Annotated in this window: 30 protein-coding genes; 21 read left to right on the top strand and 9 right to left on the bottom strand. The window is 64.2% G+C overall.

Annotated elements, in window-relative coordinates; genetic code table 11:
* Window positions 1-259: 259 nt before the first annotated feature.
* From ING15_RS05030 to gndA, 6 genes are all read left to right on the top strand, one after another.
* Window positions 260-730 carry a GreA/GreB family elongation factor gene (locus tag ING15_RS05030; protein WP_206453692.1) on the top strand — a complete coding sequence of 157 codons (471 nt, stop codon included), beginning with the start codon at window positions 260-262 and terminating at the stop codon, window positions 728-730.
* Window positions 731-837: 107 nt separating this feature from the next.
* Window positions 838-1230, top strand: coding sequence for a YkvA family protein (locus tag ING15_RS05025; protein ID WP_206453691.1), 393 nt, complete (start codon window positions 838-840; stop codon window positions 1228-1230).
* 155 nt (window positions 1231-1385) lie between these two features.
* Window positions 1386-1544: a DUF3563 family protein gene (locus ING15_RS05020; RefSeq protein WP_206453690.1), complete on the top strand. Its 159-nt coding sequence runs from the start codon at window positions 1386-1388 to the stop codon at window positions 1542-1544.
* 283 nt (window positions 1545-1827) lie between these two features.
* Window positions 1828-2754, top strand: coding sequence for an ABC transporter ATP-binding protein (locus tag ING15_RS05015; protein WP_206453689.1), 927 nt, complete (start codon window positions 1828-1830; stop codon window positions 2752-2754).
* On the top strand, window positions 2751-3512 hold the full coding sequence (locus ING15_RS05010; RefSeq protein WP_206453688.1) for an ABC transporter permease: 762 nt from the start codon (window positions 2751-2753) through the stop codon (window positions 3510-3512). The genes ING15_RS05015 and ING15_RS05010 overlap by 4 nt, the downstream gene beginning before the upstream one ends.
* A gap of 53 nt (window positions 3513-3565) precedes the next feature.
* The gene (gene gndA / locus ING15_RS05005) at window positions 3566-4990 is read left to right on the top strand and encodes an NADP-dependent phosphogluconate dehydrogenase (RefSeq protein WP_206453687.1); all 1425 of its coding nucleotides are present in this window, start codon (window positions 3566-3568) and stop codon (window positions 4988-4990) included.
* Between the two features lie 16 nt (window positions 4991-5006).
* Here the strand turns inward: gndA and ING15_RS05000 are convergent, their stop codons facing one another.
* Window positions 5007-5825: an ion channel gene (locus ING15_RS05000; RefSeq protein ID WP_206453686.1), complete on the bottom strand. Its 819-nt coding sequence runs from the start codon at window positions 5823-5825 to the stop codon at window positions 5007-5009.
* 104 nt (window positions 5826-5929) lie between these two features.
* Between ING15_RS05000 and ING15_RS04995 the strand changes: the two genes are divergently transcribed.
* A complete protein-coding gene (locus tag ING15_RS04995) occupies window positions 5930-6217 on the top strand; it encodes a SelT/SelW/SelH family protein (RefSeq protein WP_206453685.1) in 288 nt (95 codons plus the stop codon).
* A 58-nt stretch (window positions 6218-6275) separates the two neighbouring features.
* On the opposite strand, the gene ING15_RS04990 is transcribed toward ING15_RS04995, so the two are convergent.
* Together ING15_RS04990 and ING15_RS04985 are read right to left on the bottom strand one after the other, a co-directional pair.
* Window positions 6276-6641 carry a DUF427 domain-containing protein gene (locus ING15_RS04990; RefSeq protein ID WP_206453684.1) on the bottom strand — a complete coding sequence of 122 codons (366 nt, stop codon included), beginning with the start codon at window positions 6639-6641 and terminating at the stop codon, window positions 6276-6278.
* A gap of 142 nt (window positions 6642-6783) precedes the next feature.
* Window positions 6784-7224, bottom strand: coding sequence for a glyoxalase superfamily protein (locus ING15_RS04985; protein ID WP_206453683.1), 441 nt, complete (start codon window positions 7222-7224; stop codon window positions 6784-6786).
* 261 nt (window positions 7225-7485) lie between these two features.
* Between ING15_RS04985 and betB the strand changes: the two genes are divergently transcribed.
* The 8 genes from betB (at window position 7486) to lpdA (ending at window position 15760) form a co-directional block, all read left to right on the top strand.
* The gene (gene betB / locus ING15_RS04980) at window positions 7486-8949 is read left to right on the top strand and encodes a betaine-aldehyde dehydrogenase (protein WP_206453682.1); all 1464 of its coding nucleotides are present in this window, start codon (window positions 7486-7488) and stop codon (window positions 8947-8949) included.
* Window positions 8950-9076: 127 nt separating this feature from the next.
* Window positions 9077-9235, top strand: coding sequence for a hypothetical protein (locus ING15_RS04975; protein ID WP_206453681.1), 159 nt, complete (start codon window positions 9077-9079; stop codon window positions 9233-9235).
* 100 nt (window positions 9236-9335) lie between these two features.
* Window positions 9336-10568: a 3-methyl-2-oxobutanoate dehydrogenase (2-methylpropanoyl-transferring) subunit alpha gene (locus ING15_RS04970; protein WP_206453680.1), complete on the top strand. Its 1233-nt coding sequence runs from the start codon at window positions 9336-9338 to the stop codon at window positions 10566-10568.
* Between the two features lie 121 nt (window positions 10569-10689).
* Window positions 10690-11193 (top strand): DUF488 domain-containing protein, encoded by a 504-nt coding sequence (locus ING15_RS04965; protein WP_206453679.1) that lies wholly within the window; start codon window positions 10690-10692, stop codon window positions 11191-11193.
* Window positions 11174-11944 carry a hypothetical protein gene (locus ING15_RS04960; RefSeq protein WP_206453678.1) on the top strand — a complete coding sequence of 257 codons (771 nt, stop codon included), beginning with the start codon at window positions 11174-11176 and terminating at the stop codon, window positions 11942-11944. The genes ING15_RS04965 and ING15_RS04960 overlap by 20 nt, the downstream gene beginning before the upstream one ends.
* Window positions 11945-11980: 36 nt before the next feature.
* The gene (locus tag ING15_RS04955; RefSeq protein ID WP_206453677.1) at window positions 11981-12994 is read left to right on the top strand and encodes an alpha-ketoacid dehydrogenase subunit beta; all 1014 of its coding nucleotides are present in this window, start codon (window positions 11981-11983) and stop codon (window positions 12992-12994) included.
* 2 nt (window positions 12995-12996) lie between these two features.
* Window positions 12997-14361, top strand: coding sequence for a dihydrolipoamide acetyltransferase family protein (locus ING15_RS04950; protein ID WP_206453676.1), 1365 nt, complete (start codon window positions 12997-12999; stop codon window positions 14359-14361).
* A gap of 1 nt (window position 14362) precedes the next feature.
* Complete coding sequence (gene lpdA, locus ING15_RS04945; RefSeq protein WP_206453675.1) at window positions 14363-15760, top strand: dihydrolipoyl dehydrogenase; 1398 nt, start codon at window positions 14363-14365, stop codon at window positions 15758-15760.
* A gap of 39 nt (window positions 15761-15799) precedes the next feature.
* Here lpdA and ING15_RS04940 read toward each other — a convergent pair whose 3' ends face one another.
* Window positions 15800-16261: an SRPBCC domain-containing protein gene (locus tag ING15_RS04940; RefSeq protein WP_206453674.1), complete on the bottom strand. Its 462-nt coding sequence runs from the start codon at window positions 16259-16261 to the stop codon at window positions 15800-15802.
* Entirely contained in the window at window positions 16233-16610 is a 378-nt protein-coding gene (locus ING15_RS04935; protein ID WP_210348792.1) for an ArsR/SmtB family transcription factor, read from the bottom strand. Before ING15_RS04935 ends, ING15_RS04940 begins: the two co-directional genes overlap by 29 nt.
* A gap of 144 nt (window positions 16611-16754) precedes the next feature.
* Here ING15_RS04935 and murA point away from each other — a divergent pair, with 144 nt between their 5' ends.
* The 4 genes from murA (at window position 16755) to yacG (ending at window position 19378) form a co-directional block, all read left to right on the top strand.
* Entirely contained in the window at window positions 16755-18044 is a 1290-nt protein-coding gene (murA, locus tag ING15_RS04930; RefSeq protein ID WP_206453673.1) for a UDP-N-acetylglucosamine 1-carboxyvinyltransferase, read from the top strand.
* 252 nt (window positions 18045-18296) lie between these two features.
* Entirely contained in the window at window positions 18297-18515 is a 219-nt protein-coding gene (gene infA / locus ING15_RS04925; protein WP_024349579.1) for a translation initiation factor IF-1, read from the top strand.
* A gap of 21 nt (window positions 18516-18536) precedes the next feature.
* The gene (locus ING15_RS04920) at window positions 18537-19178 is read left to right on the top strand and encodes a Maf-like protein (RefSeq protein WP_206453672.1); all 642 of its coding nucleotides are present in this window, start codon (window positions 18537-18539) and stop codon (window positions 19176-19178) included.
* On the top strand, window positions 19175-19378 hold the full coding sequence (gene yacG / locus ING15_RS04915; protein WP_206453671.1) for a DNA gyrase inhibitor YacG: 204 nt from the start codon (window positions 19175-19177) through the stop codon (window positions 19376-19378). Before ING15_RS04920 ends, yacG begins: the two co-directional genes overlap by 4 nt.
* Here the strand turns inward: yacG and ING15_RS04910 are convergent.
* On the bottom strand, window positions 19323-19589 hold the full coding sequence (locus ING15_RS04910; protein ID WP_206453865.1) for a hypothetical protein: 267 nt from the start codon (window positions 19587-19589) through the stop codon (window positions 19323-19325). The genes yacG and ING15_RS04910 overlap by 56 nt on opposite strands.
* Window positions 19590-19820: 231 nt before the next feature.
* Between ING15_RS04910 and mbfA the strand changes: the two genes are divergently transcribed.
* Window positions 19821-20804, top strand: a complete 984-nt coding sequence (gene mbfA, locus ING15_RS04905; protein WP_206453670.1) for an iron exporter MbfA — start codon at window positions 19821-19823, stop codon at window positions 20802-20804.
* A 12-nt stretch (window positions 20805-20816) separates the two neighbouring features.
* Here mbfA and ING15_RS04900 read toward each other — a convergent pair whose 3' ends face one another.
* Both ING15_RS04900 and ING15_RS04895 read right to left on the bottom strand, forming a co-directional pair.
* Window positions 20817-21548 (bottom strand): transglutaminase-like cysteine peptidase, encoded by a 732-nt coding sequence (locus ING15_RS04900; protein ID WP_232845574.1) that lies wholly within the window; start codon window positions 21546-21548, stop codon window positions 20817-20819.
* A gap of 170 nt (window positions 21549-21718) precedes the next feature.
* Window positions 21719-22525, bottom strand: coding sequence for an alpha/beta hydrolase (locus ING15_RS04895; protein ID WP_206453669.1), 807 nt, complete (start codon window positions 22523-22525; stop codon window positions 21719-21721).
* A gap of 326 nt (window positions 22526-22851) precedes the next feature.
* On the opposite strand from ING15_RS04895, the gene infC reads away from it, so the two are divergent.
* Window positions 22852-23391 carry a translation initiation factor IF-3 gene (infC, locus tag ING15_RS04890; protein WP_206453842.1) on the top strand — a complete coding sequence of 180 codons (540 nt, stop codon included), beginning with the start codon at window positions 22852-22854 and terminating at the stop codon, window positions 23389-23391.
* 254 nt (window positions 23392-23645) lie between these two features.
* Here the strand turns inward: infC and ING15_RS04885 are convergent, their stop codons facing one another.
* Window positions 23646-24578: a hypothetical protein gene (locus ING15_RS04885; RefSeq protein WP_206453668.1), complete on the bottom strand. Its 933-nt coding sequence runs from the start codon at window positions 24576-24578 to the stop codon at window positions 23646-23648.
* Between the last annotated feature and the right edge of the window lie 53 nt (window positions 24579-24631).

Raw genomic sequence — 24631 nt, 5'->3', positions numbered from 1 at the left:
AACCCCCAATATCTTGATTGCAGAGCCAAGGTACGTTGAACGATGCGACAGCGGCCCCGCCCGGGAGTCCCGAGTCCAAAATTACCTTCCAGTCGAGAAAGGCGGGTCCACAATGCGCAGCCCCCCTTCTTCCTGGGCAGTTTTTAGACTGATAGCGGCGGCGCAGGTGGAGTTTCAGCCAGTCAGTCAGGGCAAATGTGTGGTGTAAGAACAAAATATTAGTTCCTACATGTCTCTGGAACAGCGAGGATGTGGATCGATGAGTGTCGCCTTCGTCAAGGAGCCCAATGAGGACCAGGTCGAGGTTCTGCCCGATCGTGAGTTGGGCTCGGCTCCAAATCTGGTCACAGCACGCGGCCTGGAACTGATCGACGGCGAGATCGCCGCGCTGGAAAAACACCTGGACGAGGCGCGTGCAGCCGGTGACAAGCTCGCTATTGCCACCATCAACCGCGATCTTCGCTATTGGCAGGCACGCCACGCGACCGCCGAGGTTGTGGTTCCGCCGGCCTCGGTGGCGACCGTCCACTTCGGAAGCCGCGTGGCGATCCAGCGGGACGACGGGCGCCGGCAGCTGTTCCAGATCGTCGGAATCGACGAGGCTGACCCGGCCGAGGGCCTCCTCTCCTATATCTCGCCGCTGGCCAAAAGCCTGATGGGAAAAGAGCTAGGCGACGTCGTCAAGGCGGGCGCCAGCGATGCCGAGATCATCGAGATCATGGCGGACTAGACTGAGGCCGATGTCATAAAGAGCGGCGGGCGCGGCAACGATTCACGTGAAACAAAGGCGGCGCCGACGGACCGCCCCTCTCCTGATACTATCTTGCGGGGTCGAGCATGAGCAAACCTCTGTGGCCCCGTCTGAAAGCTTGGGCGCGCGATCTGAAACGCGACGTCGTTGCACTCTGGATCGCCGCGCGTGATCTGCGAACGCCGCTGTTCGCGAAACTGCTGGCCGCATCGGTCGCCGCCTACGCCCTGTCGCCGATCGACCTCATTCCCGATTTCATTCCGGTGCTGGGCTATCTCGACGATCTTCTGATCGTGCCGCTCGGCATTTTTCTGGCCATTCGGTTGGTGCCGCCGGCGCTGATGGCCGAGTTCCGGGTCGCGGCCGAGGCGCGCTCTGGGCGCCCCGTCAGCCGCGTGGCGGCGGTGGTCGTCGTGGCGCTGTGGTTGGTCGGTTTGGCGGCGGTCGCACTGTGGGCGTGGCCTGCAAAGACGAGCTGAGCGCCCGCAGGCATCCGCAGGCATCCGCTGCGGACGAAACATTGATCCTTACCAAATCCTTACCGTCGCTCTGTTTGCAGGACATGGCAGCGTTGCGCTCAAGTCTATTGCTGCGCTGCACAAGGATGGCCATTTTCGCCGGGAAGGAGAATGCCATGAACATCACCGACACGATTCGCGGCGCATTCCGCCGCAACCGCGAACAGGACCGGGTCCGGGCCTATTTGGACCAGTCCATCTCGATGGCTGATCTGGAGCGCCGCATGCGCGAGGTCGACCAGGGCCGTTTCCAGCCGCGCGGCTACGGCTTCTGAGCCAAGTCCTGTCGGCGACTCGGCCGGAGACGACCGGCCACATGCCGCCTGCGGCATCGCCGCCACGTGACGCATCCAGCCTTGGAGCTGAAGCTCTGTCGATGGTCCATGACTGCGCTCCGTTGCATCGAAGCGCGTCGATCGGCGGACTGCGCATTCCCTGCGACACCGTCAGCCTCTGGCCGAATTCGACGAAAGGGCTATTTCGACGCATGATGTCGAGTCGTCGGCGCTGCATCATGCGGTGCCCGGCGCCGAGCCAGCCCGGTTCTCAAGGCCGTCCATGTCCCCGATTCTATCCGTCCGCAACGTCTCCAAGACCTATGAGGGCGGATTCCGGGCGCTGAAGAATATCGACCTTGCGATCGACAAGGGCGAGATCTTCGCCCTGCTCGGTCCGAACGGGGCGGGTAAGACCACCCTCATCTCGATCATCTGCGGCATCACGAACCTGTCCGAAGGTGCCATCAGCGTGGCCGGTCATGACATCGGCAAGGACTACCGCGCCGCTCGGTCGATGATCGGTCTGGTGCCGCAGGAACTGACCACTGATGCCTTCGAGAGCGTCTGGGACACGGTGTCCTTTTCACGCGGGCTGTTCGGCAAGCCGCGCGATCGGGCACATATCGAGTCCGTGCTGCGCGACCTGTCGCTGTGGGACAAGAAGGACGCCAAGATCATGACGCTATCCGGCGGCATGAAACGGCGCGTCCTGATCGCCAAGGCGCTGTCGCACGAGCCGGAGCTTCTGTTTCTGGACGAGCCGACCGCCGGCGTCGACGTATCGCTCCGGCGCGACATGTGGAACGTCGTCCGGCGTTTGCGCGATTCGGGCGTCACCATCATCCTCACCACCCACTACATCGAGGAAGCCGAGGAGATGGCCGACCGCGTCGGCGTCATCTCCAAAGGTGAGCTGATCCTCGTCGAGGAAAAGGCCGAACTGATGCGCAAGCTCGGCCACAAGGAGCTGACGCTGCAATTGCAGGAACCGCTGTACCGCTTGCCGGACACCTTGGCGGGCTACGATCTCAGTCTCGCGCCCGACGGCGAAAGCCTCACCTATACCTATGACACCCACGCCGAGCGAACCGGGATCGCGACGCTGATGGGCAAGCTGTCGGAGGCGGGCGTCCGGTTCCGCGACCTGTCGACCAAGCAGTCGACGCTGGAGGAGATCTTCGTCAATCTGGTGAGGGAACGGGCATGAATTTTCAGGCCGTCCGCGCGATCTATTTGTTCGAGATGGCCCGCACCTGGCGCACCGTCATGCAGAGCGTGATTTCGCCGGTGATTTCGACCTCGCTCTATTTCGTGGTGTTCGGCGCGGCGATCGGGTCGCGCATCACCGAGATCGATGGCATCTCCTACGGCGCCTTCATCGTGCCCGGCCTGATCATGCTGTCGCTGTTGACCCAGAGCCTGACCAACGCGGCCTTCGGCATCTATTTTCCGAAATTCGTCGGCACGATCTACGAGATCCTGTCGGCGCCGATTTCCGCCTTCGAGATCGTGCTCGGCTATGTCGGCGCCGCGGCGACGAAATCGGTGATGCTCGGGCTGATCATCCTCGCCACGGCCGCGCTGTTCGTCGATCTCAGGATCGAGCATCCGGTCTGGATGATCGTCTTTCTGGTCCTGACGGCGATCACCTTCTCGCTGTTTGGCTTCATCATCGGCATCTGGGCTGATGGCTTCGAGAAGTTGCAGCTCGTGCCGCTGTTGATCGTGACGCCGCTAGCCTTTCTCGGCGGCAGTTTCTATTCGATCAGGATGCTGCCGGAGTTCTGGCAAGACGTCAGCATGGTCAATCCGGTGGTCTACCTGATCAGCGGCTTCCGCTGGGCGTTCTACGGCACGTCGGACGTCTCGATCGGCATCAGTCTGACGATGACGCTGGTATTCCTGTTGCTGAGTCTCGGCGTGATCGGCTGGATTTTCCGCACCGGCTACCGGCTGAAAAGCTGAGCCGTTCGCGGCCATGGTGAGAGCCAAAATTCGACAAGGAGGAGGATGACGGGATGAGCGACGGTCAGGCCGACATCGGCGTTCTGGGACTCGGCACGATGGGCGCCAATCTCGCCCTCAACATCGCCGAGAACGGCTTCAAGGTCGCGGTCCACAACCGCACCACCTCAAAAGCTTTTGCGTTGCGCGACGACAATCCCGGGATCGGTGACAACGTCCTGCCGACGGAAACGCTGGAAGAATTCGTATCCGCCCTGAAGGCGCCGCGGCTGGTGCTGTTCATGGTGCCAGCCGGCAAGCTCGTCGATGACGAGATGGCGCGGGTCACGCCGCTGCTGTCGCCCGGCGACGTAATGATCGATGCCGGCAATGCCGATTTCAACGACACGGTCCGCCGCTCGACCGCCGTCGAGGCAACCGGCCTGCACTTCGTCGGCATGGGGGTCTCCGGCGGCGAACTCGGCGCGCGGCATGGGCCCTCGATCATGGTCGGCGGCGCTCGCGAAACCTATCCGCTGCTCGAACCGATCCTTGCGAAGATCGCGGCAAAATACGAGGGCGAGCCTTGCGTCGCCTGGCTCGGACCCGACGGCGCCGGCCACTTCGTCAAGACCATTCACAACGGCATCGAATATGCCGACATGCAGATGATCGCGGAAATCTACGGCATCATGCGCGACGGCATCGGCCTGGAGCCGGCCGCGATGGCCAAGATCTTCATCGACTGGAACACGCGCGGCCTCGCCTCCTACCTCATCGAGATAACCGCCGTGACGCTCGCCGAGACCGACCCCGAAACGAGCCGCCCGATGGTCGATGTGATCGTCGACGAGGCGGGGCAGAAGGGCACCGGCCGCTGGGCGGTCATCGAGGCGCAAAAGCTCGGCGTCGGCGCGACGACGATCGAGGCGGCGGTCTCGGCACGCGGCGTGTCGTCCCACCGGGGTGAGCGTGAGAAGGCCTCCGCGCTCTATCGGGACGTTGAGATCGAGACAAGCCGGTTCGGCGACGAAGCCGACGACATCGCCGAGATGGAACAGGCGTTGGAGACGGCCAAGATCATCGCCTATGCCCAGGGCTACGCAACCATGGCGGCGGCCTCGGAGGAATATGGCTGGAACCTGCCGCTCGGCGAGATCGCCCGCATCTGGCGGGCCGGCTGCATCATCCGCTCGCGCTTTCTCGATGATATCGCAAAGGCCTACGACGCCGGAAGTGTCGTCAATCTGCTGCAGGCAGCCGATTTCGTTGCCCGCGTCGCGGCGGCCCAGATGGCGTTGCGCCAGGTCGTCGCCAAGGCGGCGCTCGTCGGCATTCCGGTGCCGGCCCTGTCGGCGGCGCTTGCCTATTTCGACGATTATCGCCGGGCGCGCGGCACGACCAATCTGACCCAGGCCCAGCGCGACCTCTTCGGCGCCCACACCTTCCGGCGCCTCGACAAGGATGGTGTGTTCCACCATCGCTGGCCGGCCGTCTGACGACCCTCCGCCGCGATTAGCTTTCGTGGTCGGGAATTTTCAAGGGATAGCCGCAGGCCTTGCAGTGGACCGCATCCGGCTCGTGGCGTTGCAGGCCGCATTGCGGGCAAGGGAAATGCACCTTGTTGGGGCGAAACACCGCCTGGGCGAGCCGCACGAACAGCGAGATGCCGATGATCATGATGACGATCGAGGTGAGCTTGCCCCAGGGCCCGCCGAGGGTGATGTCGCCATAGCCCGTTGTCGTCACCGAGGCGACGGTGAAATAGAGCGCGTCGAGATATCCCTCGATCCCCGATCCGGTCCGGAAGAAGGTCGTATAGACGAAGCCGGTCGCCAGAAACAGGAATGTCACCAGATTGACGATGGCGCGCGCCGGCAACTCCCACTCCTGATAACCGTGCCGCCGCAGTGGTCGCCACAGCACGCCGCTCTGCGAGATCGACCACAGCCGGATGATCCGCAGGAAACCGATATTGAACAGCCAGTAGGGCATGAGCAGCGACGCCAGGATGAGCAGGTCGAGAAGGACAAAGGGCTGCCGCAGCCAGCGCAGGGGTTCGCGGGCGGCGAAGCCGCGCCCCGCGATGTCGAGCGCCAGCACGGCGGCGACCGAGTAGTCGATATAGAGGAACCAGCGGGTCTCGCGCAGCACCGGACTGGCGATGAACAGGGCGATGATCGCCAGATCGACGATGAGGACCGCCATCTGGAAGCGCAGCGCTATGCGCGAATGGCCATGATAGAGGCGGCGCAGCCTGACCCGCGCCCGGGTGAAACGCGTCCTGAAGCTTCGGCCATGGATATCGGTTGCGGGAAAGAAGGTTCGAAGCATCGAGGCCAAGGGTTCGCTCGCGGGAAGGACAGTGTGAACCAGTCCGTGCGAAGGGGGCGTTAACACGCGGCGCCGGACCGCGGCCATAGGGAAGGAACGAAGCGATGAGCGAGAAGAACACCGCCCCGCGGATCACCATCACCTATTGTACACAATGCCGATGGCTGTTGCGCGCCGGCTGGATGGCGCAGGAGCTTCTATCGACCTTCGGCCTCGACCTGGGTGAGGTGGCCCTCGTTCCCGGCACGGGCGGCGTCTTCGAAATTTGCTACGACGGCGCGAGGATCTGGGATCGCAAGGCCGATGGCGGGTTTCCCGAGGCGAAAATCCTCAAGCAGCGTGTACGCGACCGGCTTGACCCGGCCCGCGACCTCGGCCACAGCGATCGCTGAATCCGCGTCGCGAACTCGACGCGGCGGCCCCGTGACCCGCGGCCGTTTCCGAGGCTGTTCAGAGCGCGTCGATGGTGAAATGGCGCTTGTCGAAGGCCATGTGTCCGGCGATCTCCTTCACGCCTTCCTGCGGGTTGTCATAGGCCCAGACGGCATTTTCGGCGCCGACGCCCTCGGCCGAGATCGACCAGTAGCGTGCCTCTCCCTTGAACGGGCAGGTCGTGCGATGGTCGGTTTCCTGCAGGAAAGCCATCTCCACCCTGTCCTTCGGGATATAGTAGACGGGATCGTAGCCGGTTTCCCGCAGCACCAGCGCGTTGTCCGCCGAGGCGATGATCGCGTCATGGAAGGTGACGTTCACCGGACCTTTGGCCGGCTCGATGCTGATGCGGTCTTTCGTGCGATGGACAATGTCGGCGGTCATGGCGAAGGCTCCTTGCAAGCGTGTCTGTCTCGCAAGGACAATCGAGCCGGCGACGGACGGTTCCTCATCCGCGGCAAATGGTCTGTTTTCGGCGCCGCGACGCCGGGCGGAAGGGCCGCCCGGCTTGTTGCTGAGGCTCCGCTCAGAGCGTGAGTTCGAGGTGCGGCCGGCCATCGGAGGTCTTCTCCGCCGTCGCGCCCACGGCGTCGATCGTGACGGTCACCCGCCGCCGGAACGCCGAGAAGCTCTCGAAGGCGACGACATCGACCGGCGCGTCGAACTGGATGGTGGCCCGAAAGCGGCCGCTCTTCGACAATCGCTGCAAGGCGATCAACTCGCCGGTGAAGCGCTGGCCGAGATAGCGCCCGGCGACCGCCGATCCGATCAAGAGATCGGCGACGGTCCGGTCCTGCTCCGCCGAAGCGTGCAGCGTGTTCCAGTCGCGAAACCCGTGCTGGCGGGCGACGAGTTCCAGCGTCGCGCTATGGGTGAAAGTATGGCCGTCCTGCTCGAGGCCGGCCCTGAGGCGCTTGGCCTGGGCCTTGAGCGTGTCGACGGTGGGAATCGATTGTATGCCGGTCATCTGCGTACCTTTCGCGGGTTGCACATGCGACGTCGAGGTTCGGGGCTCGCGATTGCCGTCCGGCCGCATGCCATCGCTGATGGCGTCACGGATGATCGAGAAGGGAATTCACCAAGGCTTTCGCCCGCGAGCGGCAGGCTCCCTTAGCCTGGATCCTCAAATAAGCGGGCTCGATCACGCTTTCAATATCGATCCTTCCCGGTGGCCGAACCGGGTTCGGCCCGCTAGAACTCCGTCCAACGGATGAAAAGGACACCGCCCATGCGCGCGCAGCCGACGGCTTCCCACTATATCGACGGCCTCTATGCCGAAGACGAGGCCGGCGCGGCCTTCGATAGCATCTATCCGGCGACCGGCGAGGTGATCGCCCGGCTGCGTGCCGCGACGCCGGCGCTGATCGAGCGGGCGGTGGATGCGGCCGAGCGAGGGCAGGTGGTTTGGGCGGCAATGACCGGCGCCGAGCGCGGCCGCATCCTGCGCCACGCGGCTGGGATCATGCGTGAACGCAACCGGGATCTGTCCGAACTGGAGACCCTCGACACCGGCAAGGCGATCGCCGAGACGCTCGTTGCGGACGCGGCCTCGGGTGCCGATTGCCTGGAATATTTCGGTGCGCTCGCCGCCGACATCAACGGCGAATACATTGATCTCGGCGGCTCCTTCGCCTATACGCGGCGTGAACCGCTGGGCGTCTGCGCCGGCATCGGGGCCTGGAACTATCCGATCCAGATCGCCTCGTGGAAAGCCGCGCCGGCACTCGCCTGCGGTAACGCCATGATCTTCAAGCCGTCCGAAGTGACGCCGCTCTCGGCACTGAAGCTCGCCGAGATCCTGTCCGAGGCGGGCGTCCCGCCCGGCGTCTTCAACGTCGTCCAGGGCATGGGCGCCGTCGGCGCCGCGCTCGCCGGCCATCCGAAGATAGCCAAGGTTTCGGTCACCGGCTCGGTGCCGACGGGGGCGCGGGTGATGGAAGCGGCCTCCGCGACCACCAAGCACGTGACGCTGGAACTCGGCGGCAAGTCGCCGATTCTGGTCTTCGCCGACGCCGACCTCGACGCGGCGGTCTCCGGCGCCATCCTCGGCAATTTCTATTCCACCGGCCAGATCTGCTCCAACGGCACCCGCGTCTTCGTCGAGCGTTCCGTGCGGCCGGCCTTCGTCGAAAAGCTGGTCGATCGCGTCAAGGAGATCAGGCTCGGCGATCCGATGCAGGAGGATACCGATCTCGGGCCGTTAGTCTCGAAGGCGCAGTTCGACAAGGTGCTCTCCTATCTGGCGATCGGCCAGCAAGAGGGCGCGACGCTCGCTTGCGGCGGCCATGCGGCAAAGGTTGAGGGCTTTGCCCACGGCAGTTTCGTCGAGCCGACTGTCTTCACCGACGTTGCCGATGCCATGCGCATCGCCGGCGAGGAGATCTTCGGCCCCGTGATGTGCGTTCTCGACTTCGACGACGAGGCCGAGGCGATCCGGCGCGCCAACGCCACCGAGTTCGGCCTCGCCGCCGGCGTCTATACGAGGGACATCCAGCGCGGCCATCGGGTGGTGGCGAAGCTTGCAGCCGGAACCTGCTGGATCAACGCCTATAATCTGACACCGGTGGAAATGCCCTTCGGCGGTGTCAAGCGCTCCGGCCTCGGCCGCGAGAACGGCCGCGCGGCGCTGGAGCATTACAGCCAGGTGAAGTCGGTCTATGTCGAGATGGGCGTCAGCGAGGCGCCCTACTGAGGGGCGGGCGGCGACCGGTCTTTCGACCGGCCCGGTCGTCGCTTCGGGTCGGTTGAACCAGATCTGACGATCCGCCTCGGCCGGCCGCGGTGGCGCCGGCCCTTCGAATGGACTACTGGCTCTGGCGATGAGCAAGCTGTTTTCCCTCCTGTTCCTGATTTTGATGGTCGCCCACCTGATCAGGCCGTTCGGCCTGCCTGGGCTGAAGAAGCGCGGCGACTTCTGGAAAATAGCGCTGGTCGCGCTGGTTGTGTTCAGCCTGGCGGTGTTGATCCGGCCTGAATAACCGCGACGGCGATCTTCATGGCTTTCCTCCCGTTCCATTCCCGTTAGATTGTATCGAGGGCGCGGCCTTTGGACATTCGGTCGCGACGGGAGACGAGCCCATGGCCGACGATCGACCGCTCAGTCTGCATGTACCGGAGCCGGAGGTGCGGCCGGGCGGAACGCCGGACTTTTCCGGCGTCAAGATCGCCAAGGCCGGCGCGGTCCGGCGACCGCCGGTCGATGTCGACCCGGCCGAGATCCGCGACCTCGCCTATTCGATTATCCGTGTGCTCAACCGCGACGGCGAAGCCGTCGGCGAATGGGCCGGCAGCCTCGACGATGAAGCGGTTCTCGCCGGCCTCAAGACGATGATGCGGGTTCGCGCCTTCGACCGCCGAATGCTGATGGCCCAGCGCCAGGGCAAGACGTCGTTCTACATGCAGTGTCTGGGCGAGGAGGCGATCGCCTGCGCTTTCCGCAAGGCGCTCGGCCCCGGCGACATGAACTTCCCCACCTACCGCCAGCAGGGGCTGTTGATCGCCGACGACTACCCGCTGGTCGACATGATGTGCCAGATCTACTCCAACCGCCGCGACCCGCTGAAGGGCCGGCAACTGCCGATCATGTATTCGTCGAGAGCGCATGGTTTCTTCTCGATCTCCGGCAATCTGGCGACCCAGTTCGTGCAAGCCGTCGGCTGGGCGATGGCCTCGGCGATCAAGGGCGACACGAAGATCGCCGCCGCCTGGATCGGCGACGGCTCGACCGCCGAGAGCGACTTTCACTCGGCGCTGGTCTTCGCCTCGACCTACAAGGCGCCGATCGTCCTCAACATCGTCAACAACCAGTGGGCGATCTCGACCTATCAGGGCATCGCGCGGGGCGGCTCCGGCACCTTCGCCGCGCGGGGCCTCGGCTTCGGCATTCCCTCGTTGCGGGTTGACGGCAACGACTATCTTGCGGTCCACGCCGCCTCCAAATGGGCGGTGGAACGCGCGCGAAAAAATCTCGGGCCGACGCTGATCGAATGGGTGACCTATCGCGCCGCCGCCCATTCGACCTCGGACGATCCCTCCGCCTACCGCCCGAAGGAGGAATCAGACGCCTGGCCGCTCGGCGATCCGATCAAGCGGCTGAAGAACCATCTGATCCTCCGCGAGGCCTGGAGCGAGGAGCGGCACGTCCAGGCCGAGGCGGAGATCGACGCGGAGATCCTCGCCGCCCAGAAGGAAGCCGAATCCCACGGCACGCTGCACACCGGTCCGAAACCGTCGGTGCGCGACATGTTCGAGGACGTCTACGAGACGATGCCGCCGCATCTCAGGCGCCAGCGCCAGCAGGCGGGATTCTGATCGACCATTGAGGCTGATAAACAGCTCTGTCGCTGTTGCTCGCGTGCCCCACGAATCAAATCCAGTCTTGCTAATGGTCCACCGGAAATAACTGGGACATTGGCATGTTGAGCGAGGATTTATGGCTGATCAGCTTTTCACGATCGGATATGAGGGAGTTTCGATTGAAAGCTTCCTCGAATCTTTGGGGTATGCAGGCGTCGACCTCCTCATAGATGTTCGCGATGTGCCCATTTCTCGTAAGCGTGGCTTTTCAAAGAAGGCGCTCTCCGACCGTCTTGCGGAAAAATCGATCGAATATCTCCATTTAAAGGGCCTTGGAGATCCAAAGCCTGGACGCGAGGCTGCTCGCGCCGGCCGGTACGGGGAATTCCGAGCAATCTTCGCAGATCATCTCCGTTCGGATAGGGCGCAGGCAGATATGCGTAAATGCATTGAAGTGGCCTCTGGTAGGACGGCCACCCTGCTTTGCTTCGAGAAGCATCATGAAAATTGCCATCGCAGCATCGTGGCTAACCACTTGGCGCGTGAAGGTGGCTTCAATATTGTGCATATTGCAGTTGTGGAAGATCGCGGAAAGTCGCGGCCGGTTGCAGGGAGAGCGAATGGGGGAGCAAGCCGCTAACTCGGGGAGTGACGAGGCAATAGTGATAATCAAGGCTGCTCCGCAGGTTGGGAAGCGGCATGGAGAGACGGTCTGCTGCGCGGGCCTAGACCTCTACGGTAGGTGGTTGCGCCTTTATCCTGTCTCGTTCAGGCATTTGGAAGAGAGGCAAAAATTCGGTCGGTGGGATCGCATACGCTTCAAATGGCGGAGACCGCCAGACGATTCACGAACCGAGAGCCGCCGCGTTGATCAGCAGTCGTTAGAGGTTGTCGGAAAGCTCCGACACTCCGAGCGCGGAAAATTCCTCGCCAACGCAATTGTCCATAGCCTTGCAAAAGAGCGAGAAGAGGGGCGTAGTCTCGCGCTACTCAAGCCCGAAGTTCTCGAATTCAGAGCCGATAAGAAAACTGAGACCGAACTCGCCAAAGAGCAAAGTCGCTTCGATGTGATCCGATCGCAGTCCGATATGTTTGCCAAGGAAGTCACGCCTTACCACCCGTGCCCATATTTCTTCCGTTATCGCTATCGTACTCAGGACGGTTTGCGGGAAGGCACCTGTCAAGACTGGGAGGTGGAGGCAACATTCTTCAAGTGGTCACGGGAGTATGGGGAGAAAAAAGCACTTGCCGAGATTTGCCGGGTCTTCGGTGAAGAGTACCCCGAGCGGGGAATGCTTTTGGCGATGGGAACGCATTCCCTATATCCAGATGTATGGCTTGTTAACGGCGTTATCCGCTTAGACCAAATCCAACAGGGCAGCTTGTTCTAGGATGGCCTTCGTCGCCTGAAGTGTCGGAGGAATGCTATGCCGCGCATGACCATGATCGAGGCGATCCGGGATGCCCACGCGGTCAAGATGGAAGAGGATGACAACGTCGTCGTCTATGGCGAGGATGTCGGCTATTTCGGCGGGGTGTTTCGCTGCACGGCGGGCTTGCAGGAGCGCTTCGGCAAGAACCGCTGCTTCGACGCGCCGATCAACGAAAGCGGCATCGTCGGCACGGCGATCGGCATGGCCGCCTTCGGGCTTCGCCCGGTCGTCGAGATGCAGTTCGCCGATTACGTCTATCCGGCCTACGACCAGATCGTTTCGGAGGCTGCGCGGCTGCGCTATCGCTCGGCCAACGATTTCACGGCCCCGCTCGTCGTCAGAATGCCGACCGGCGGCGGCATTTTCGGCGGCCAGACCCATTCGCAGTCGCCCGAAGCCCTGTTCACCCACGTCTCCGGCCTGAAGACCATCGTCCCCTCCAACCCCTATGACGCCAAGGGCCTCTTGATCGCGGCGATCGAGGACAACGACCCGGTGATCTTCCTGGAGCCGAAACGGCTCTACAACGGCCCCTTCGACGGCCATCACGACAAGCCGATCACGCCCTGGTCGAAGCATCCGCTGGGTGAGGTGCCGGAAGGCCGCTATAGCGTGCCGCTCGGCCAGGGGGTCGTCAGGCGGGAGGGCGCCGCCGTCACCGTTCTGGCCTACGGCACCATGGTGCATGTCGCGAAAGAAGCGGCGCGGATGACCGAGGTCGACGCCGAAATCATCGACCTCAGGACGCTGGTACCGCTCGATCTGGAACTGATCGAGACGTCGGTGAAGAAGACCGGCCGCTGCGTCGTCGTCCACGAGGCGACGATGACCTCGGGCTTCGGCGCCGAACTCTGCGCGCTGGTCGAGGAGGCGTGCTTCTATAACCTCGAAGCCCCGATCCTGCGCGTCGCCGGTTGGGATACGCCCTATCCGCACGCCCAGGAGTGGGACTATTTCCCCGGCCCTGCCCGGGTCGGCGGCGCCCTCAAGCAGGTGATGGAGGGCTGACGGTGGGCACTTACACGATCAAGCTGCCGGATGTCGGCGAGGGCGTCGCCGAGGCCGAACTCGTCGAATGGCATGTTGCGATCGGCGATCCGGTCCAGGAGGACATGATCCTCGCCGCGGTGATGACCGACAAGGCGACGGTCGACGTGCCCTCGCCGGTGGAAGGCACGGTCAAGTGGCTCGGCGGTGAGGTCGGCGATACGCTCGCCGTCGGCTCGGCGCTGGTCAAGCTGGAGGTCGCGGGAGAGGGCGGCACCGACGAGGCTGACGAGAGCCCCGACCATCTCGTGGCAAAGTCCGACAGCGAACCGCAAACGCCCTCGGAAAATCAGGCGCCAAGTCCCGATGATCGCGCGGCGGTGGTCACGGCGCCCGCCACGCCGCAACCCGCCAGACAGCCGGAAGGCCAAGCCGGGGCCGCCCCCAAAAGCCGTCCTGTTTCCTCGGTGGGGCGCGGCGGCCCGAGCCGCAAGCCGGGCGAAAAGCCGCTGGCTTCCCCCGCCGTGCGGCGCCGCGCCATGGAGGCCGGTGTCGATCTACGGCGTGTCGCCGGCTCCGGTCCGGCGGGGCGGATCTCGCAGGCCGACCTCGAAGCGTATCTCGAAGGCGGAGGGCAGCCCTCGACGACACGGGGCCTCTTCGCCGATGCCTCCCTCACCGTTGTCAGGATCGTCGGGCTGCGGCGCAAGATCGCCGAGAAGATGGCGCTCGCCAAGAGCCGCATCGCCCATATCACCTATGTCGAGGAGATCGACGTCGAGGCGCTGGAAGAACTGCGCGCCGCGCTCAACCGCAACCGCCATGAGGGTCAAGCGGAGGAGCGACCGAAACTGACGCTTTTGCCCTTTCTGATGCGGGCCATGGTGATCGCCATCCGCGACCAGCCGGCGCTGAACGCGCTCTATGACGACGAGGCGGGCATCCTGCACCAGCACGGCGGCGTCCATATCGGCATTGCCGCGCAGACCGATTCCGGCCTCGTCGTGCCGGTGGTGCGCCATGCCGAGGCGCGCGACATCTGGAGCTGCGCGGCCGAACTGGCGCGGCTTGGCGAGGCGGCGAAGGCCGGCAACGCCAAACGCGACGAACTGTCCGGCTCGACCATCACCATCACCTCGCTCGGCGCGCTCGGCGGCATCGCGACGACGCCGGTGATCAACCACCCGGAAGTGGCCATCGTCGGGGTCAACAAGATGGAAATTCGTCCGGTCTGGGACGGCAGCCGATTCATTCCGCGTAAACGAATGAATCTGTCGTCGAGCTTCGACCACCGGGTGATCGACGGCTGGGATGCCGCCCGCTTCGTCCAGCGCATCAAGGCGCTTCTGGAAAACCCGGCGATGATCTTCGTCGAGGAGGGGCGCTGAAATGGCCGACATTTCCTGCCAGCTTCTCATCATCGGCGCCGGGCCGGGGGGCTATGTCGCGGCGATCCGCGCCGGACAACTCGGCGTCGACACCGTCATCGTCGACGATCGCAAGCCGGGCGGCACCTGCCTCAACATCGGCTGTATCCCGTCGAAGGCGCTGATCCACGCCGCCGACGAATTTTTCGCGATGCGCGAGGTAGCCGCGAAGCGCGGCATTCCCGGCATTTTGGCGTCCGAACCGGACCTCGACTGGGCCGAAATCGTCGGCTGGAAGGACGGCATCGTCAACCGGCTGACCAACGGCGTCACCGGCCTGCTGAAGAAGGCGCGGGTCAAGCTCGTGCCCGGCCGCGCCCGCTTTCTCGACGGCAAGACGGTCGAGGTGACCAGCGAGACCGCGACCCAGCGCATCGCCGCCGAGAATGTGATCATCGCCACTGGCTCCATTCCCGTCGAACTGCCGATGCTGCCCTTCGGCGGCAAGGTGATCTCCTCGGAAGAAGCGTTGAGCCTCGCCGAGCCGCCAAAGCGGCTGGCGGTCGTCGGCGGCGGCTATATCGGCCTCGAACTCGGCACCGCCTTCGCCAAGGCGGGGTCGGCTGTGACGATCGTCGAGGCGACGGATCGGATCCTGCCGACCTACGACGCCGATCTGGTGCGGCCGGTGCGGACGCGGCTCGAGGCGCTCGGCGTCGAGATCCTCACTGGCGCCAAGGCGAAGGGACTAGCCGGCGGGGATGGCGACCTTCTGGTCGAGTTGGCCGACGGCTCGGAACGGCGGATCGGCGCCGACAGCGTCCTCGTCACGGTCGGCCGCAAGCCGCTGACCGAGGGATGGGGCCGCGAGGAACTGGTGCTGGAGATGGACGGGCCGTTTCTCAAGATCGACGAGACCTGTCGCACGGCGATGCGCGGCGTCTACGCCATCGGCGACGTTGCCGGCGAGCCGATGCTCGCCCACAAGGCGATGGCCGAGGGCGAGATGGTGGCGGAGATCGTAGCCGATTCGCGCCGGAGCTGGGACAAGCGCGCCATTCCGGCGATCTGCTTCACCGATCCCGAAATCGTCACCGTCGGCCTGTCGCCCGAAGAGGCAAAGGCGTCGGGCACGGAGATCAAGATCGGCAGCTTTCCTTTTCAGGCGAACGGCCGGGCGATGACGCTCGACCGCGACGACGGCTTCGTGCGGATCGTCGCGCGCGCCGACAACCATCTCGTGCTCGGCATCCAGGCGGTCGGGGTCGGCATTTCCGAACTGTCGGCGGCGTTTTCGCTGGCGCTGGAAATGGGTGCCTGCCTGGAGGATGTCGCCGGCACGATCCACGCCCATCCGACGCAAGGGGAAGGCTTCCAGGAAGCCGCCTTCAAGGCGCTCGGTCACGCGATTCATATCTGAGGCGCGCGACCGCCACCTTTCAGCCGGCCGACCTCGGCCTCAGGCAGCCTCGGCGCGACAGGCTCCGGCGAACGCGGTCTCGAACACGCCGACCCAGCCGCCATCATAGCCGTCGCGCATCGTCTGCGCGGCCTCGCCCATCGCCTCCCAGCCGTGATGGCGCAGGGTCACGCGCGTGCCGGCGCCCTGCGGCTCGAAAGCAATATCGACCAAGGTCGCCTGCTCCACGGGCAGATTGATGTGCCACAGGAGCGAGAGTCGGGAATACGGCTCGTATTCGCGCACCGACCCCCAATGATGGTGCGTTCCGTCATGCCCGATCTCGGTCACTGCGCCCCCGGATCTCGGTTCCATCGATACGGATCGAGCGGTATCGCCGGTCTTGGCCGAGATCGAGTGACGGTCCTTTGGCCACCAAGCATCCATGTTGTGCGTGAAGATGCGAAAGGCGGTCGTCTGGTCGCAGGGCACGTCAATTGTCTTGATCACGGGTTCCGGCATCATCTTGCTCCATCTGTTTGTCTACTTCATCGGCGAAGGCTTGCAGGACATCGCCCCAGATCTCATCGAGATACGCCCGCAATGGCGCGAGGCCTTGCGGCCGCACGCGGTAGAACCGCGCCGTCCCTCGGGCCTCGGCGGTGACCAGCCCCGCAGCCTCGAGCACCTTGAGATGCTGCGAGACCGCTGGCCGGCTCACCGGATGCCGCTCGGCCAATCGCGCCACCGGCATCGGCCCGGCGCGCAGGTCTTCCAGCAGAGCGCGACGGGTCGGATCGGCGAACGCCGTCAGGATTTTTTCGTAAGCCACAGCTAACGGTAAGTGGAAACTTACGATGATGTCAAGCATTCATTCGGACAGGCCCGCAACCTGCGCAACGGCGCCAAGGGACGTTGGAGCCGGCCTCACGCCGCGCGCAGCATTTGAATCGTGCGGCCCCCTCGTGTAGAGACGCGCGTTGCGGGGGACGCACACAGGCTGAACGGAATCTTCATGGATCGCATTCGCATTCGCGGCGGCAACGAATTGAGCGGCACGATACCGATATCGGGCGCCAAGAACGCGGCGCTGCCATTGATGATCGCGTCGCTCCTCACCGACGACACGCTGACGCTGGAAAACGTTCCGCATCTCGCCGATGTCGAGCAGCTGATCCGCATTCTCGGCAATCACGGGGTTGACTATTCGGTGACGGGCAAGCGGCTGCGGCAGGAGGCGAGCCTCGGGCGGACGATCCACTTCACCGCCCGGAACATCGTCGATACCACCGCGCCCTATGAACTCGTCTCGAAGATGCGCGCGAGCTTCTGGGTGATCGGCCCGCTGCTCGCCCGCATGCACAAGGCCAAGGTATCGCTGCCGGGCGGTTGCGCGATCGGCACCCGGCCAGTTGATCTGTTCATCGAAGGCCTGCGCGCGCTCGGCGCCAAGATCGACATCGAGGCCGGTTATGCCATCGCCGAGGCCAGGGGCGGCCTCGTCGGCAATCGCTTCGCCTTTCCGAAGGTTTCGGTCGGCGCCACCCATGTCATGTTGATGGCGGCCAGCCTGGCCAAGGGCGAAACGGTTCTGGAGAACGTCGCCCGCGAACCCGAAGTCGTCGATCTCGCCAACTGCCTCAATGCCATGGGGGCCAGGATCGAAGGCGCCGGGACGTCGACGATCACCATCCAGGGCGTGCCGATCCTGTCCGGCGCCCGTCATCGGGTGTTGCCCGATCGGATCGAAACCGGCACCTACGCCATGGCGGTGGCGATGACCGGCGGCGACGTGACCTTGACCGGAACCAGCGTGGAACTGTTGCAGACGGCGCTCGGGACGCTGCGGCACGCCGGCATCACGGTCGACCCGGTCGAGGACGGGATCAGGGTCTACCGCAATGGCGGCGGGATCGCCCCTGTCGATGTCGTCACCGATCCCTATCCGGGCTTTCCGACCGATCTGCAGGCGCAGTTGATGGCGTTGATGACCTGCGCGGAAGGCACCTCGCACATTACCGAGACGATTTTCGAGAACCGCTTCATGCATGTTCAGGAACTCGCCCGGCTCGGCGCGAAGATCTCCCTGTCCGGACAGGTCGCGACGATCGAGGGCGTGCGGCGTCTGGCCGGGGCGCCGGTGATGGCGACGGATCTGCGGGCCTCGGTCTCGCTGGTCATCGCCGGCCTCGTGGCCGAAGGCGAGACCACGGTCAACCGCGTCTATCATCTTGATCGCGGCTTCGAGCGGTTGGAGGAAAAACTCGGGGCCTGCGGCGCGGATATCGAGCGCATTTCCGGCTGACACGACGGCGGGGACTCGATCCGGCCGCCAAAACGGCGTAGGAGAAGAGCCGTACGACCGCCGCCAGGCTCGCGGCGTTTCGCCCAACCGCTCACCGATGCCGCCAAATCTCGGCGGCATATTGCTTTTTCGGCCGTTTGCCCCGATTTATGGCGCGAATTTCCAGTTCGTCGCCGCCCGATCGGGGGCGGCTCCCTCTTGGCCGCGAAGCCTCCGCTTCCCGCTCCGACATCGCTCAAGGCTTTACACCATATGGCAAAAGAAGAAGTTCTCGAATTTCCAGGTACGGTCACCGAGTTGCTGCCCAACGCCACGTTCCGCATCAAGCTGGAAAACGAACACGAGATCATCGCCCACACCGCGGGCCGGATGCGCAAGAACCGCATCCGCGTCCTGACCGGCGACAAGGTGCTGGTCGAGATGACGCCTTACGACCTGACCAAGGGTCGCATCACCTATCGCTTCAAATAGCCCGGCGAGCGGACAGCCCTCATGACAGCGCGCCCCCTGCTGGTGCTCGCCTCGGGTTCGCCCCGCCGGCTCGAGCTTCTCAATCAGGCCGGGATCGAGCCGGATCGCCTGCTGCCCGCCGATCTGGACGAAACCCCGCAGCGCAACGAGCATCCGCGCTCGCTTGCCAAGCGCCTGTCAAAGGCGAAGGCCGAGGTCGCGGCGAAAGCGCTCGATGAACTCGAAATCGGCGACCCGTCCTACATCGTCGCGGCGGACACGGTCGTGTCCGTGGGTCGACAGATCATGCCCAAGGGCGAACTCGTCGAGGACGCCATTGCCAATCTGCGCACGCTCTCCGGCCGCACCCATCGCGTCTATACCGGCGTCTGCCTGATCAGCCCGAAAGGCACTCCGCGCCAGCGCCTGGTCGAGACTCGGGTCCGCTTCAAGCGGTTGTCGCGCCAGGACATCGACAGCTACATCGCGTCCGGAGAATGGCGTGGCAAGGCCGGCAGCTATGCCATCCAGGGGCTTGCGGGCAGCTTTGTCGTCCGGCTTGTCGGCTCCTATACCAATGTTGTGGGTCTGCCGCTCTACGAAACGCTCGCGCTTTTGACGGGTGAAGGCTACGACATCCATGCCCGGTGGAAGGCCGCAACGGTCGCAACGGAGGACGCATGAGCGGCGGGTCCGCAACGGTGACGCCGCTCCGCCCCAGGCGCCGCTGTCCCGAATGCGGCCGCCCGGCGGAGCGCGAAAACTATCCATTCTGTTCGGCGCGCTGCAAGGCGGTCGACCTGCATCGTTGGCTGAGCGGAAGCTACGTCATTCCGGCGTCGGAGGAAGAGCCCTCGGATCCGCAAGCCGGAGATGCCGACTAGCTCGGTCTTGCCTGGCCGGCGTCGACGAATCGGTTTCGGACTGGCGTGTCTGCGCCTCTGCCGACGCCGTCTCGGTCCGCTTCGCCCCGCTCAGTTCCAAGACATAGGGCTGGACGAGGCCCGTCGATCGCGAACGCAGACGGGCGATCCCCAGCGCATTGAGGGCGGCTTCGACATCCTCGGCGAGTTGCACGTCGTCGTCGACAGGCATCAACCACCCTCCTTCCGACGAGCGACCAGTGTACCAAGCCTAACTCAGACACCCTCCGTGTCATTTTTAAGTGGTCATATATCTGTCGGCCTAATGAATGTCGGCTGAACGCGGTGCCCTTATGCGCCGCGGCTGAGGAAAGAAGTCGCGAGCGCAGGCAATCGCCGCGGTGCCGCACTTGAGGCAAGGTGGCAGACAGCCTAGATTGGAATGATTCTAAAGGGGATCATGATGCTCAGCCGTATGACAGCGTTTACCCGTAAGACCATCGACGATCTGTCGGAAGCCGAAATCCTGGCGCTGGCGATCGGCGCGGAAGAGGAGGATGGGCGGATCTACCGTGCCTACGCCGATGGTCTGCGCGATGCGTACCCGGCATCGGCCACGGTTTTCGAGGCAATGGCGGAAGAGGAGGACGGCCACCGGCGCCAGTTGATCGCGCTGTTCCGCGAAAAGTTTGGGGAGCGGATTCCGCTGGTGCGTCGCTCCGATATTCGCGGTTTTTATCAGCGCAAGCCTGATTGGCTGGTTCGCCCGCTCGGGATCGAGCGGGCGCGTGAGGCGGCAGCCGACATGGAACGGCAGGCGGCGACCTTCTACCGGGAGGCGGCCAAGCGCAGCCAGGACGCGGGCGTTCGACAATTACTCGGCGATCTCGCCGCCGCCGAAGCGCAGCATGAGCGGACCGCTCACACGCTCGTGGATGAGACGATCACCGAAGGCGTTCGCTCCGAGGAGGCCGAGACCGAACGGCGGGCGTTTATCCTGACCTATGTGCAGCCCGGTCTTGCGGGGTTGATGGATGGATCTGTCTCCACCCTCGCGCCGATCTTCGCCGCCGCCTTTGCGACCCACGACAGCCAGCAGACGCTGTTGATCGGGCTCGCCGCCTCGATCGGCGCCGGCATCTCCATGGGCTTTACCGAGGCGGCCAGCGACGACGGCGTGCTGTCGGGACGCGGCTCTCCCCTGCGCCGCGGTATCGCCTCCGGCGTGATGACCGCGTTGGGCGGTCTTGGTCATGCCTTGCCTTATCTGATTTCGGACTTCTGGACCGCGACGTCGATCGCCATCGCGGTGGTCTTCGTGGAGCTTTGGGCGATCGCCTTCATTCAAAACCGGTACATGGAGACACCCTTCCTGCGGGCGGCGCTGCAGGTGGTCCTTGGCGGAGCGCTGGTCTTCGCGGCCGGCGTTCTCATCGGCAACGCCTGACGGCGCTGGCCGTCATTGCTCGACGGAGCTGACGATCACGTCCCGGCCATGGCCGATGTCGATCCAGCCGCCGGGGTCGGCGCTGCTTTGCCGCTTGAGATATGTGTAGGGTGTGTCCGCCCAAGCCAGGATACGCCATTCGAGATTGTCGAGTATGAAGTCGCCCTGGGTCGTTCGCAGCGTCAGCACGGCATGGCCTTCGCCATCCGGTCTGAGGACGACCGTGATCAACAGGTTGGCGAGATCGATGCCTTTCTGTGAGAGCACACGGCGTTTTAAGAGGACAAAATCCTCGCAGTCGCCCTCGGCGGCGGGGTAGGCCCAGCGCTCCTCGACGCCGTAGATGTCCTTATCGGATCGGGCTTCGATGCGGGCATTGATGGTCGTGTTCACGGCAGCCACCGACAGGATGGTGGAACGATCGAGTTCCAGCGGGGCGGGCGTGATCCGGTCGACCGGCGGCGCGCACTCGCGCGAATTTTCCTGGCAGAAGAGCAGATGGCCGATCGGCTGCGTGGTTGCGGTGCCGAGGGTCATGAAGGCGCCGCGCGTCTCCGCGCGAGCCGAAGCGATGACCGACAGACAAAGCAGTAGCGTGGCGCCGAACGCGCGAAATGCCCCCATTTCGTACTCCCCTTTGTACGAAAAATGTGTTGATGGCTCATGGTTGAGGCAATCGTGAAAACTGTCAACACATTCAGGGAGTTGCGGGAGCATCGATGGGCAGCCTCGCTCAAGGCTCATCGTCGATGGCGAGGATTTTCCCGCGACCCGCGGCGCGGCTCGCGCGAAAGCCAAGCCGGCTAAGTCGAGGGAATGAAAGGGATTTGCTGCGGCGGGTCGCGGCGCAAGTGGCAAAAATATGACAGCCGCTCGCGATCCTTCATGGCGTGGGATTCCGGTGGAACCTTCGGTCAGTTGCCGTCGCGCGTCGCGGCGACCAGATCGAGCGCCGCGCGCTCGATGAGTTCGAGGTCCTGCGGCCGCGACAGGCGATGGTCGCCGTCGCGGACCAGCGTCACGATGACGCCCGCCGACGGCAGATGGGTCACCAGTTCGAGCGCGTGCTCGAACGGCACGTCCGGATCGGCCATGCCCTGGATGATCGTGACCGGACACCAGGTCTCGATCAGTCCCTCCATGACCAGATTCGCCGCGCCGTCCTCAAACAGCTCCCGGGTATAAATGTTCGGCTCCGGCGAATAGTCGGAGGGCTCGGCGATGAAGCCGTCCCGCGCGAGCGCGGCGCGTTGATCCGGACTCAGCTTCGGCTCCATCAGCCGATGCGTGAAATCCGGCGCCGGGGCCAGGAGCAGAAGGCCCGCGATCTTGGGTGGCTTGCCAGCCGCCAGCGCCACCTGGACAAGACGGAGCGCGATCCACGCCCCCATCGACGAGCCGACCAGGACCGCCGGACCGTCGATCGCGGCGTCGATGACCGCGGCGGCTTCCTCGGTCCAGCGGCTGATCGTACCGTCCTCGAACCGGCCGCCGGACTCGCCGTGGCCGGAGTAATCCAGCCGGCAGAAACCGAGCGCCTGTTTTTCGGCCAGTTGCGACAGGCGTTCCGCCTTGGTCCCGCGCATGTCCGAGCGGTAGCCGCCGAGCCAGACGAGCGTCGGCGCGTCGCCCGCTCGGTTGCGGAAGGCGATCGTGCGGCCTTGCGGGCCGGCGCCGACGGTGATGCGGCGGAGTTGCTCTTCGCTGGTCTCAAAGGGCATGGTCGTCGAGGTCCTTTCGTTGCCGCGCTGTCGGCTGGGACTGGCGAAACCGGTCGGCGGGTTCCATGTTCGATGGTGTCGGGTGGCGACCGCCTACCCGCGGGTGGCGCGAGAAACCAGCTGGCATAAGGGTCGCTGCAACCGTTAGGGCAGCTTTTTGTCGCCGTGGGCGTGCCATTCGCCAATGACGATGCTATAGAGGACGCCGCTGATTGGGCGAGTGATGAATGTCGACGTACGGTTTTCCCTTAAGGCAGGGAAATCCGGCCGCCGCTGGCGTTTTTTCACGGCCCGTCCGGAATCGTCAATAACAGGAGACAACGACCATTCGCAGACCATTTCGTGCACCGCCGACCCAGAAAGAGGGGCCGCGCTCCAACAAGGAGATTCGCGTTCCGCAGGTTCAGCTGATCGATGCCGAGGGAACGAACCTCGGGCCTGTGGCGACGCAGGACGCTTTGACGATGGCCGAGGACGCGGGACTGGATCTCGTCGAGATCGTGCCGACCGCCAATCCGCCGGTCTGCAAGATTCTCGACCTTGGCAAGCTCAAATACGAAAGTCAGAAGAAGGCCGCTGAGACGCGACGGCGTCAGAAGACCATCGAGGTCAAGGAAATCAAGATGCGGCCGAACATCGATGAGCACGACTACGAGACCAAGATGAAGTCGGTTCGTCGCTTCTTCGATGACGGCGACAAGGTCAAGGTCACGTTGCGGTTCCGTGGACGTGAGATGGCCCATCAGGAGCTCGGCATGCGGCTTCTCAACCGCGTTCGCGAGGAAACGGCCGAAATCTCGAAGGTCGAAGCCGAACCGAAGCTGGAAGGCCGCCAGATGATGATGGTTCTGGCGCCGCGAGGCTGAACAGCTCATCCGGGTTCGCCGGACGCACCTTGCGGCGCGGACGATGTGAAACCCCCATGTCGCCAGAGCATCGGACCAAGAGGCGGAATCAGTTTTTTGGATGATTCCGATGCTCGATCAGAGTGCTGGAGCGTCCGGATGGGCGGCGGCGCTTTAGCCCGACTGGCGGACCGACCGGGCGGGATCTATGCAGACCGCCCGTCGCCTCCGGGTGTGTCCTGCCGTGTTGAGCGCCGGCCTCTCGTCTCTGCGGTCTATCGATTTGCCGCCGAGGTGCGACGTGCATCCGTGCCCCCATATGGGTCGCAAGCTCCGATGATCGCCACGAGGGTTTCCTCGTCGGTCTTGGCCAAGGCGTTGAACCGTCCGCTTCCGTTCCTGCGCCCCACGGTGCGAAGCGTGACCGGCAGCGGCGCGGTGCATCGAACCCCTTTGAGGTCGATGGTCTCCACGTCGCTCTCGCCGTATACGATGCGGCCGGCTGCCAGTCGCAGGCGTTCATTGTCGTTGTTGACGGCTGCGCGCAAGGAGCCGCGGCACCCTAGCGGAGCGAAGAACCTGCGGGTCGTGACGATCTCTTCCGCCGCAATGTTCGCGGCGAGCGGCCTCAGACCTGCCGACAGCCAAACGACCCCGACGGACAATTCGTCCCAGCTTGACTCGATCGTCGCCCGGTCGGGCTGCTCGGTGGTGCCGAGGCCATACGAGATCAGAAACGACCGCCGCAGATCCGGCGCCAACCGGCGCAGCAGCGTCGCGATTGCCGCGTCGTATCGATCACCGAGCGACAGCGGAACCTGAACCGACAGAACCCAGAGGCGGGAGTCTCGCCGGTGAAGGACGATCCCCGCCCCGCCGTGGGCGATGCCGTCGTCTCGTTGCCGGGATGACGGCAGGCTGGTCTCCGGCAATTCACTCATCCGAAAGGTCGTACCGACCGAAAGGTAATCGAGACCCTGGGCATCCCATCGCGCGCCGATGATTCGGCGCAGCGACCGATTGCCTGCGGAGGAGAATATCCCGCTCTCGGCCGCGCCGAGGCCGACGCATTCCAGTACGGCAGAGGCACCGGGAAAAAGTCGCTCCAGCGAGGTCAGAACCGCAGCCCAGTGAGAGGGGCAAATTGAGGCGAGGGCGGTTTTCTCCCGGACATCGCCGAGTCGCCCCGGAAATTGAATGAGCGCCATTGCTCTCCATTTCTTGCCCCATCAGCATCTTTTCATCGAGTGTGTCGGATGGC

The organism is Aurantimonas marina (genome assembly GCF_017183135.1).
GTDB classification, from domain to species: Bacteria; Pseudomonadota; Alphaproteobacteria; order Rhizobiales; family Rhizobiaceae; genus Aurantimonas; species Aurantimonas marina.
This window is presented reverse-complemented; position numbering and strand designations above follow the sequence as displayed.

Coding starts and splice junctions, on each gene's coding strand:
- ING15_RS04885 (WP_206453668.1), bottom strand. CDS start 24,578: ATGGCGCTCATTCAATTTCCGGGGCGACTCGGCGATGTCCGGGAGAAA.
- ING15_RS04920 (WP_206453672.1), top strand. CDS start 18,537: ATGACAGCGCGCCCCCTGCTGGTGCTCGCCTCGGGTTCGCCCCGCCGG.
- infA (WP_024349579.1), top strand. CDS start 18,297: ATGGCAAAAGAAGAAGTTCTCGAATTTCCAGGTACGGTCACCGAGTTG.
- ING15_RS05000 (WP_206453686.1), bottom strand. CDS start 5,825: ATGCTTCGAACCTTCTTTCCCGCAACCGATATCCATGGCCGAAGCTTC.
- ING15_RS04955 (WP_206453677.1), top strand. CDS start 11,981: ATGCCGCGCATGACCATGATCGAGGCGATCCGGGATGCCCACGCGGTC.
- ING15_RS04900 (WP_232845574.1), bottom strand. CDS start 21,548: ATGAGCCTTGAGCGAGGCTGCCCATCGATGCTCCCGCAACTCCCTGAA.
- yacG (WP_206453671.1), top strand. CDS start 19,175: ATGAGCGGCGGGTCCGCAACGGTGACGCCGCTCCGCCCCAGGCGCCGC.
- ING15_RS05010 (WP_206453688.1), top strand. CDS start 2,751: ATGAATTTTCAGGCCGTCCGCGCGATCTATTTGTTCGAGATGGCCCGC.
- ING15_RS04940 (WP_206453674.1), bottom strand. CDS start 16,261: ATGCCGGAACCCGTGATCAAGACAATTGACGTGCCCTGCGACCAGACG.
- ING15_RS04960 (WP_206453678.1), top strand. CDS start 11,174: ATGGGGGAGCAAGCCGCTAACTCGGGGAGTGACGAGGCAATAGTGATA.
- ING15_RS04935 (WP_210348792.1), bottom strand. CDS start 16,610: ATGCTTGACATCATCGTAAGTTTCCACTTACCGTTAGCTGTGGCTTAC.
- ING15_RS05025 (WP_206453691.1), top strand. CDS start 838: ATGAGCAAACCTCTGTGGCCCCGTCTGAAAGCTTGGGCGCGCGATCTG.
- betB (WP_206453682.1), top strand. CDS start 7,486: ATGCGCGCGCAGCCGACGGCTTCCCACTATATCGACGGCCTCTATGCC.
- ING15_RS04910 (WP_206453865.1), bottom strand. CDS start 19,589: ATGCCTGTCGACGACGACGTGCAACTCGCCGAGGATGTCGAAGCCGCC.
- lpdA (WP_206453675.1), top strand. CDS start 14,363: ATGGCCGACATTTCCTGCCAGCTTCTCATCATCGGCGCCGGGCCGGGG.
- ING15_RS05020 (WP_206453690.1), top strand. CDS start 1,386: ATGAACATCACCGACACGATTCGCGGCGCATTCCGCCGCAACCGCGAA.
- murA (WP_206453673.1), top strand. CDS start 16,755: ATGGATCGCATTCGCATTCGCGGCGGCAACGAATTGAGCGGCACGATA.
- gndA (WP_206453687.1), top strand. CDS start 3,566: ATGAGCGACGGTCAGGCCGACATCGGCGTTCTGGGACTCGGCACGATG.
- ING15_RS04985 (WP_206453683.1), bottom strand. CDS start 7,224: ATGACCGGCATACAATCGATTCCCACCGTCGACACGCTCAAGGCCCAG.
- ING15_RS04970 (WP_206453680.1), top strand. CDS start 9,336: ATGGCCGACGATCGACCGCTCAGTCTGCATGTACCGGAGCCGGAGGTG.
- ING15_RS04995 (WP_206453685.1), top strand. CDS start 5,930: ATGAGCGAGAAGAACACCGCCCCGCGGATCACCATCACCTATTGTACA.
- ING15_RS05030 (WP_206453692.1), top strand. CDS start 260: ATGAGTGTCGCCTTCGTCAAGGAGCCCAATGAGGACCAGGTCGAGGTT.
- ING15_RS04990 (WP_206453684.1), bottom strand. CDS start 6,641: ATGACCGCCGACATTGTCCATCGCACGAAAGACCGCATCAGCATCGAG.
- ING15_RS04975 (WP_206453681.1), top strand. CDS start 9,077: ATGAGCAAGCTGTTTTCCCTCCTGTTCCTGATTTTGATGGTCGCCCAC.
- mbfA (WP_206453670.1), top strand. CDS start 19,821: ATGCTCAGCCGTATGACAGCGTTTACCCGTAAGACCATCGACGATCTG.
- ING15_RS05015 (WP_206453689.1), top strand. CDS start 1,828: ATGTCCCCGATTCTATCCGTCCGCAACGTCTCCAAGACCTATGAGGGC.
- ING15_RS04895 (WP_206453669.1), bottom strand. CDS start 22,525: ATGCCCTTTGAGACCAGCGAAGAGCAACTCCGCCGCATCACCGTCGGC.
- ING15_RS04965 (WP_206453679.1), top strand. CDS start 10,690: ATGGCTGATCAGCTTTTCACGATCGGATATGAGGGAGTTTCGATTGAA.